A 7,542-nucleotide genomic window follows, 5' to 3' on the forward strand; every position below is an offset into this window, starting at 1 on the left:
TGGCGGCCAAGCCGGCCAGCGTCATGCCGGACCTCAAGATCGTCCCGTTCCAGGAGCCGATGCCGCAACGCACGATCTGCCTGGCGTGGCGCCGCAACAAGGTGCGGCATGACGAGTGCGTGGAACTGGCCAAGATCATTCGTGGGCTGGGCGAGGTCGTGCTGGCGGCGTGAGTTGTCTGATAGGCCAACATCGAATGCCTGTTTCTGACCAAAGGCACCGTGCGTCTGCCTTTAGAAGATTTTACCCCCTTTTACCCCCACAACTGTTCCACGGCTTTAAAGAGCAAGGAGGAAAACCGGTGCGGTGTAGCCATGTCTCTGCCTCCTGGCATGAACGAGAGGTATAGAGCGGTCGATCATCTCTGCGATATGGCTGAGTGGCCTCACTTGCGCGTCGAAAAGGTGAGACTCGAAGCCGGTCACCTTAATCCGGTGGAATTCGAATCTAATGAAGTCGGGTTTGTACTCTCTGGTCGCACCGTCACGAGCTACAGTGGCAACGGCCTTAAACAACAGTATCTCATCGAACAAGGCACGGCGCGCATTTGTCCGGTGGGCATACTTGAACGGGACGCCGTCCTGGACGCTGCGATCGAATGCTTGTTCATCTCCCTTCCGCCGACCTTGATCGAAGAGAGTGCCCTGTTCGACTACGACATCGATCCGGCCAAAGCCGAACTGGTGTTTGCTGGCGGTTTGGTGGATCCGATGCTGCAGAGGATAGCCCTGTCTTTTCACGACATCCTCTACCGCGGCGTTGAACCGGCGATCGATCGCCTGTTCGTGGATGGCATGCAAGCGGCACTGGCGGCGCACTTGATCGGCAAATACTCAGTCGATCGTTGGCGTCCACCGGCGAGGGTGCCGCAGATCGATCCCAGAAGGCTTGCACGCGTGCTCGACTATGTCGACGCCCACTACGCCGACAACATTGCATTGAGCGATCTTGCCGCCGAAGCGCGTCTCAGCCCATATCATTTTTCCCGCTTGTTTCGTGAGGCGACCGGCCAATCTCCGCATCATTATCTGACCCTCCGTCGCGTAAAGGCTGCGGAAGATGAGCTGGTGCGCAATCGAGCATCGATGGCCGAGATCGCTCAGGCGACCGGGTTCGGCTCTCAAACCAACTTCATTCGCGTCTTCCAAAAAGCGACCGGCATGACTCCGGGCAGATTTCGCGAATCTCGCCTGCGTCATCCGTAGGTCCAACAAAACTTCATGATTGCCATGCCCTGAACCGAACCGTCGGATTCCCTGCGGCTACGCCCTTCGACGCAAGGCCCATGCCCGGCGCAAGATCGCAACATCTGCGAATCTTCCCGCAAGATCGGAAAATACGGCGGCGCTGTTTCAGACGTAGGCTCTTCAAGCCGTGATCATCACGCGCGGCAGCAGTCGAGGACGAGATGCCGGGGCCGCACGAAACTCTGAGGCAAACGAATAGCCGAGACGTCGACGGCGGATCAGTGGCTCAAGCATTCCGCAAGTCGAAGGTATTCCGGGTTCAGACGTGGCACGGCCAAGCAAGCGGTCACCTGACCAATCAACTCAGGAGGATTTCATGAGCAAGGGTAAAGTTCTCATCGTCGGTTCAAACGCGAAGCGGATCGAGATCCAGGGGGGCGGCACGGGGCCGACCGGCCAGTATCTTAACGAGACCGTCGTGCCTGCAATGGCCCTTGTCGAGGCCGGCTACGAGATCGTGCTGGCCACGCCCATTGGCACCAAGCCGTTTATCGACCCGGTGTCAGACGTCACGCAGCATTTCGACGGCGACGAGGCCGCCTACAGACGGGGGCGTGCCTTCTTCGACAACGATCCCGCCATGATCAACGTCCGCACCATACGATCGGTGATTGACGAGGGGCTCGACAACTATGCGGGCGTCTTCGCGCCCGGCGGTCAGGCGCCGGTCGTCGATCTCATGCAGGACGCCGACCTTGGCGTGGTCCTGCGCCATTTTCATGAGCGCGGGAAGCCAACGGCACTGCTCTGCCACGGGCCGATCGTTTCTGTTGCCGCGCTTCCGCGTGCAAGGGAATATCGAGCGGCGCTGATTGACGGCGACCTGTCAAAGGCGTCCGACCTGGCAAAGGGCTGGCAGTATACCGGCTACAAGATGACGGTATACTCCGCAAGCGAAGAGAAGCCGATCGAGGAGAACGTCCTCCACGGCAAGCTCTATTTCAATATGCCTGATGCCTTGAGCAGATTGGGTGCCGACGTCACCACGACCCCGGTCGACTTTTCGCCCCATGTCGTCGAGGACCGCGAGCTGATCACCGGCCAGAACCCGCGTTCGGATCATCCAATTGCAGCCAAGCTCGTCGCTGCGCTTGACCGCCATCTCAATGTCAATCGCGCGGTTGCCTGATGGAACGCGGACTGGCGGCCTATGCTGTCGGTCTGCCTGGAAGAGGGATCGAGAACATGGCCACCCGCGTCAAGATCATAGGGATCCTGGTGGCTCTGCCAGGCAGAGCCGAGGAACTCCAGGCGCTTCTGTTTGACACGCAGGCCGCCAGTCGGGCCGAGCCGGGCAATCTCCGCTGGGACATCTGGCGGGACCAGGCCAAGCACGACCGGTTCGTCCTCGACGAACTCTACGCGAGCCAGGATGACGTCGCCGTTCACCAGGGAACGCAGCACTTCAAGAACTATGCCGTCAAGGTCAAGGACCTCGCCGAACGGACACCGATGATCCTCAACCCAGTCAACGTCAGTTGAAAATTTTGGAGACCTACAATGAAACGCGCAATGACAGGATTGTTCGCAGCCATGATGACCACCGCTCCCGTACTCACCGCAACGGCTGCCGAGAAGGATGTATCGATCGTGCTCGTGCACGGCGCCTTCGTCGATGCATCCGGCTGGGAGGATGTCTATAACATCCTGTCGGCGGACGGCTACGAGGTGCTGGCGGTACAGAACCCGACGGTCACCCTCGAAGGCGATGCGGAGGCCACCCGTCAGGTGATTGCGAGAGCTAGCAAGCCTGTCGTCCTGGTGGGCCACTCCTATGGCGGTGCGGTCATTACCGAGGCAGGAACCCTGCCAAACGTCCGCAGCCTGGTGTATCTCGCCGCATTCGCGCCTGAGGCTGGCCAGTCGGTGTATGACATCGCAACGGCACCGACGCCAGGCGAGGACAAGGCCCCTCTGCTCCCACCGAGCAACGGCTTCCTGCTCGTCGATCCCGCGAAATTCCCCACCGCGTTCGCCGCCGGTATCGATATCGCGACGACCCGGTTCATGGCCAACGCGCAAGTGCCGTGGGGGCTCGGCGCCGTCGAGGCAAAAATCTCAAAGCCGGCGTGGAAAGAAAAACCGGCATATTTCATGGTGACGACCGAGGATCACATGATCCCGCCGAGCCAACAGCGGGCCATGGCCGCCCACATCAAGGCCAAGGTCGTCGAGATCACCAGCAGTCACGCGGTGATGCTCTCACATCCACAGGATGTCGCCGCATTCATCATCAGTGCGGCCGGGCCCTCGAATTGACGGATGGTTGGCTGCGGAGATGACGGCGGAGAGATGATTGTCTCCAAGCGGTAAGGTCGACGTCATTCGTGCCGACCTCCCGCGCCCTTTCAAGATGATGCTCAGGGTATTAGGAGTGGTAGCCGTGCTCGGATCCTACCGCTTCGCAATCCTCGGAGATCTTGATGTCGTTTTCCTCCTATCCACCGCGTCGTCACCGGACACGATGCCGATGGCAAGTCTATTGTGGCGAGCAATGGCCCGCTGCCGACCGTCGTCGACCTGACTTCTATTCCCGGAATGACCTTCCATGAGGTTTGGGAGACTCGCGGCGCGCCGGCGCCGGTCGACAATAGTCCAGACCCAACCGCCGGACCGCTGATGCACCTGCCGCCGGAGCAAGGCACCCGCATTCGCTTCGTCGACATGCCGCCAGACGAGGATTACCTGGCTGGCGGTGAGTCACAGATGAAGGAGTTGTTCGAGGAGGTCAACGACGCCAAGGGGTTGACCAGAAAATCCGATTCACCTCACCCAATGATGCATCGCAGTGAGGCGGTCGACTACGGCATCGTCATCGAAGGCGAGATGACGCTGGTGCTCGATGATTCCGAGGTGCAGCTGAAGCCGGGTAGCGTCGTGATCCAGTGCGGCACCAACCACGCTTGGGCCAACCGCTCCGGAAAGCTTTGCCGCATGTTGTTCATCCAGATCGACGGGAGGTACGACCCCTCGGTCGCCGCCGCGCTAGCGCGAAGGTGAGCGGGCAGCTGTCAGGATGCATAGGCCAGGGTGCCCCCCGAGCCGGAGAACTCTAGGCAGCCTCGCCGTCCCCTGGGCGTGCGAGCGAGGCGATAAGGCCGCCGGCGATCTGAAGATCGCGCGTGTCGGTTCCTTCCGTAAACTCGCTGAATACGGCCAGCAGCATGTTGCGCGCGTCCTGCGGTCTCGATGCGTCGCGCCAGAGCCGCGCCAGATCGCTGGCCGCTCGCAGCCGCCATGACAGCGCGCCGGTTTCACGGGCGAGTTCCATCGAGGCGAGGAGAGTTGCTTGCGCGTCGTCAGTCCTGCCCTCGGCGCTGAGAATCGCGGCGCGAACCCGCAGGAGTTCGGGCGCGCACCATCGGTCGTTCTTCGCGCCGGCGCGGTCGAGCGCGGCTCCGATGGTGATCCCGGCTGCGTCAAGGCGACCCAGCCCTGCCTGCAGTTCGGCCAGCACGCCAAGATAATAGGGCAACCGGGCAAGGTGCCCGGTAGCGTGGAATTCGTTGATCGCCCGCTCGACACGCTCGATCTCCTCCGCCGACGCGCCTTCCTGCGCAGCGTTCAGCGCCGCGCGATAGAACATGGCGACCGGACGGCGGACATCGAAGCCGTGCCGGTTCGCGTGGTCGTCAAGCATGGCGACATAGCGGGCGCACTCCTCATGCCGTCCCGTCCAGTAGAATACCGGGCAGACCCACGATAGTGCATTGCCCAGCGAGAGATGATGCCTGGTGGTCAGCGCGTAGTCGACCGTCGCGCGAGCGGTGTTCAGCGCGGTGTCGGGCGAACCAGTCAGCCACTGGGCGTGCGACAGCAGGTTCGTCACATCGACTATCCTGTCAGACAAATATCGCACATGGTGGCGCAGGCGCTGCGAGTCGTTGATGTCTCGTAGGTCGAGCTCGTGGCGGCGCTCGAAGCGTTCGCGGACGTCGTGGAGCCGGCCGATAAAGAGCTCGCCTATACCGAGCGCGACTTCGGCCTCGAGCACCGCGGAGGGGATTTCCGCCGCCGCGATCGATGCGAATTCCTCCAGCGTGCGGACTGCGACGTCGTTCTCGCCGTTGAACAGCTGGAACACTCCGATCAGCCTGAGGCATCGGACGTGACAATCGAGGTCGCCGATCTCAACCGCGATCTCAAGGGCCTGTCTCATGGCGTCAGCCGCCGAGGGCAGGAGACCCTTCGTGAACATTGTCGCGCCGCCCAGCCAGACCTTGAGCTGCATCTCGAAGGCCGTTCCCGCGAGCCCGGCCGAGTCCAACTCCTCGACCGCCTGCGAGACGTGGATGCGACATTCCTCGGTCAGAGAGAGATGGTTCCACAACAGAAGACCCGCGACTGTCAGCCGGATGCGAAGAGGCCGGTTCGCAACGTCCTGCCCGGCCCAGACGAGCGCGCCGCGCAAATCGTCGATTAGGCGCCCGTAAGCGGTCCCCCACTCGCCGGCCGGGCGTTGCGTCCACTCGGTCGCGGCTTTATCGAGCACCTTGAGTACATGTTCCGCGTGACGCTGCTGCACGGCCGGATACTCGCCGCTGGCACGCAGGCGCCCAAGACTGTAGGCGCGCATGGTCTCGAGAAGCCGGTGGGCAGTGCCATCGGCATTGAGGTCCGTCGCAAGCAGCGATTTTGCGGTGAGCTCCGCCAGCACGTCCGCCGCATCGCCGGGAGCCATGTTCGAAATCGCCGAAGCATCATCGACGCTGAAGACGCCGGCGAAGACGGAAACGGCGCGCAGAAGCGCCGCCTCGCGCTCCGTCAGCAGGCTGTAGCTCCAGTCCAGTGTCTCCATCAGCGTGCGGTGCCGTGCCGGTCCGGCCCGGCGGCCCACCAGCAGGCGGAAGCGATCGTCGATCTGCCTTAGCAGGCCGCCGACTCCGTATGGGTTGATGCGCGCCGCGGCCAGTTCGATCGCCAGTGCGAGCCCGTCGAGCCGCCGGCACAGCTCGGCTGCCGTCGGCGCCTCAGCATCGGTGAGTTCGAACTGCTCGAAGCTCTCTGTGGCTCGCTCCACGAAGAGCTGGATGGCGGGGTAGGTCAGCGCCTCCTCGGCGCCCGGCTGAGCCGAGGGCGTGGGAGTGCCTAGCCCCGGTAGCCGGCGCACGCGCTCTCCCTTGACGCGAAGTGGCTCTCTGCTGGTGACGAGGATCTTAACGCCCGCCGCGCCCGCCAGGATCAGGTCCGCGCACTGGGCCGCCGCCTCGATAATGTGCTCGCAACTGTCGAGCACTATCAGCATCTCGCGGTCCCGCAGCTGCTCGCGCAATGTAGCGAGCGCGTCTGCGGAGTGTACGGCCAAGCCTATCGCCATCGCTATTGCATTGGCCGCAAGCGCCGCGTCCCTTAGTAGCGCGAAATCGACGAGCCAGACGCCGTCAGGGTATCCAGGAACAAGGCTCTCAGCGACGGCAAGCGCGACGGTGGTCTTTCCGATGCCACCGGCGCCCACGACAGACACGAGCCGACACTCCTCCAAATCGCATTGAATGGCATCTATCGCAGCCGCGCGCCCGAAGATGCGCGTTGTTGTTATGGGTAGGTTATGGCTGCGTTTCACTGCCAATGGCGTAGCAGGCGTGAAATCGGAGGGTTCGATAGACTCGACAGGGGCAATGAATCGGTAACCCCGACCGGTCACTGTCGCGATGTAACCTGGCGCGTCCCGCCCGTCGCCGAGCGTTCGTCTTAGGGTCAACACATTGACCTTGAGGTTCGCTTCGTCGACGAACGTGCTCGGCCAAACTCGAGCCATCAGCTCAGCCTTTGTCAGAATTTCGCCCGGACGTTCGACAAGGGCAGTCAGCAGATCGAGAGCTCTACCGCCTATTCGAACGGGAGAGTCCCCACGCAGCAGTGATTGACGCTCTGGTATCAGTGTGAAGGGTCCGAAGACGAATTTCCGCGGCGCATTCATGTGCAGCTTCGTTAGCCCTTCGAGTCTATGCCCACCACGATACACCGGCTACCAGTTTCGCCAATGCGGAAGACGTTGAATGGAGCGAACAGCTTGACAAAGGCACAAACTAGCGGCCCCCACGATATATCCCAAAGGGTTTATTCTTATCTACGTCAGCGGCATTTGCGCTAGGCGCCACTTATATTGGGTCGACAACTAAGAGCCGCTTCCACCTTTCGAGGCCGAAAATGGACGGCCTGCTCCCGGCCAAAACACGACGTTTGACGATTGGCCCGCAGCAGGCCAGGCACTCGCCCTGTGCGGCAGCGTGCGTCCGGTGGCGATGGCCAGCTACGGTGCGACCAGCCTGACGACGCTCCTGCAGATGGTGGC

The 7,542-nt window shown here is 62.0% G+C and carries 6 protein-coding genes and 2 pseudogenes; 7 read left to right on the plus strand and 1 reads right to left on the minus strand.

Annotated features, from left to right (window positions below; translation table 11 throughout):
• The 6 genes and pseudogenes from ACWGTI_RS31755 to ACWGTI_RS31780 all read left to right on the plus strand — a co-directional run.
• Positions 1 to 173, plus strand: a pseudogene (locus ACWGTI_RS31755) (hydrogen peroxide-inducible genes activator); the annotation flags it as partial.
• 216 nt (positions 174 to 389) lie between these two features.
• Positions 390 to 1,205 carry a helix-turn-helix domain-containing protein gene (locus ACWGTI_RS31760; protein ID WP_454590587.1) on the plus strand — a complete coding sequence of 272 codons (816 nt, stop codon included), beginning with the start codon at positions 390 to 392 and terminating at the stop codon, positions 1,203 to 1,205.
• Positions 1,206 to 1,563: 358 nt separating this feature from the next.
• A complete protein-coding gene (locus ACWGTI_RS31765; protein ID WP_454590588.1) occupies positions 1,564 to 2,376 on the plus strand; it encodes a type 1 glutamine amidotransferase domain-containing protein in 813 nt (270 codons plus the stop codon).
• Positions 2,376 to 2,729 carry a putative quinol monooxygenase gene (locus tag ACWGTI_RS31770; protein ID WP_454590589.1) on the plus strand — a complete coding sequence of 118 codons (354 nt, stop codon included), beginning with the start codon at positions 2,376 to 2,378 and terminating at the stop codon, positions 2,727 to 2,729. Before ACWGTI_RS31765 ends, ACWGTI_RS31770 begins: the two co-directional genes overlap by 1 nt.
• A gap of 18 nt (positions 2,730 to 2,747) precedes the next feature.
• Positions 2,748 to 3,506: an alpha/beta fold hydrolase gene (locus ACWGTI_RS31775; RefSeq protein WP_454590590.1), complete on the plus strand. Its 759-nt coding sequence runs from the start codon at positions 2,748 to 2,750 to the stop codon at positions 3,504 to 3,506.
• Positions 3,507 to 3,731: 225 nt separating this feature from the next.
• Positions 3,732 to 4,247: a cupin domain-containing protein gene (locus ACWGTI_RS31780; RefSeq protein WP_454590591.1), complete on the plus strand. Its 516-nt coding sequence runs from the start codon at positions 3,732 to 3,734 to the stop codon at positions 4,245 to 4,247.
• Between the two features lie 52 nt (positions 4,248 to 4,299).
• On the opposite strand, the gene ACWGTI_RS31785 is transcribed toward ACWGTI_RS31780, so the two are convergent.
• Positions 4,300 to 7,167, minus strand: a complete 2,868-nt coding sequence (locus tag ACWGTI_RS31785) for an ATP-binding protein (RefSeq protein WP_454590592.1) — start codon at positions 7,165 to 7,167, stop codon at positions 4,300 to 4,302.
• Positions 7,168 to 7,453: 286 nt separating this feature from the next.
• Here ACWGTI_RS31785 and ACWGTI_RS31790 point away from each other — a divergent pair.
• A pseudogene (locus tag ACWGTI_RS31790) lies at positions 7,454 to 7,542 on the plus strand (hydrogen peroxide-inducible genes activator); the annotation flags it as partial.

The organism is Mesorhizobium sp. ArgA1 (assembly GCF_053714375.1).

What these genes read in the sequence shown, in the direction of transcription:
- ACWGTI_RS31785 (WP_454590592.1), bottom strand. Translation starts at nt 7,167, where the DNA reads ATGAATGCGCCGCGGAAATTCGTCTTCGGACCCTTCACACTGATACCA.
- ACWGTI_RS31775 (WP_454590590.1), top strand. Translation starts at nt 2,748, where the DNA reads ATGAAACGCGCAATGACAGGATTGTTCGCAGCCATGATGACCACCGCT.
- ACWGTI_RS31770 (WP_454590589.1), top strand. Translation starts at nt 2,376, where the DNA reads ATGGAACGCGGACTGGCGGCCTATGCTGTCGGTCTGCCTGGAAGAGGG.
- ACWGTI_RS31765 (WP_454590588.1), top strand. Translation starts at nt 1,564, where the DNA reads ATGAGCAAGGGTAAAGTTCTCATCGTCGGTTCAAACGCGAAGCGGATC.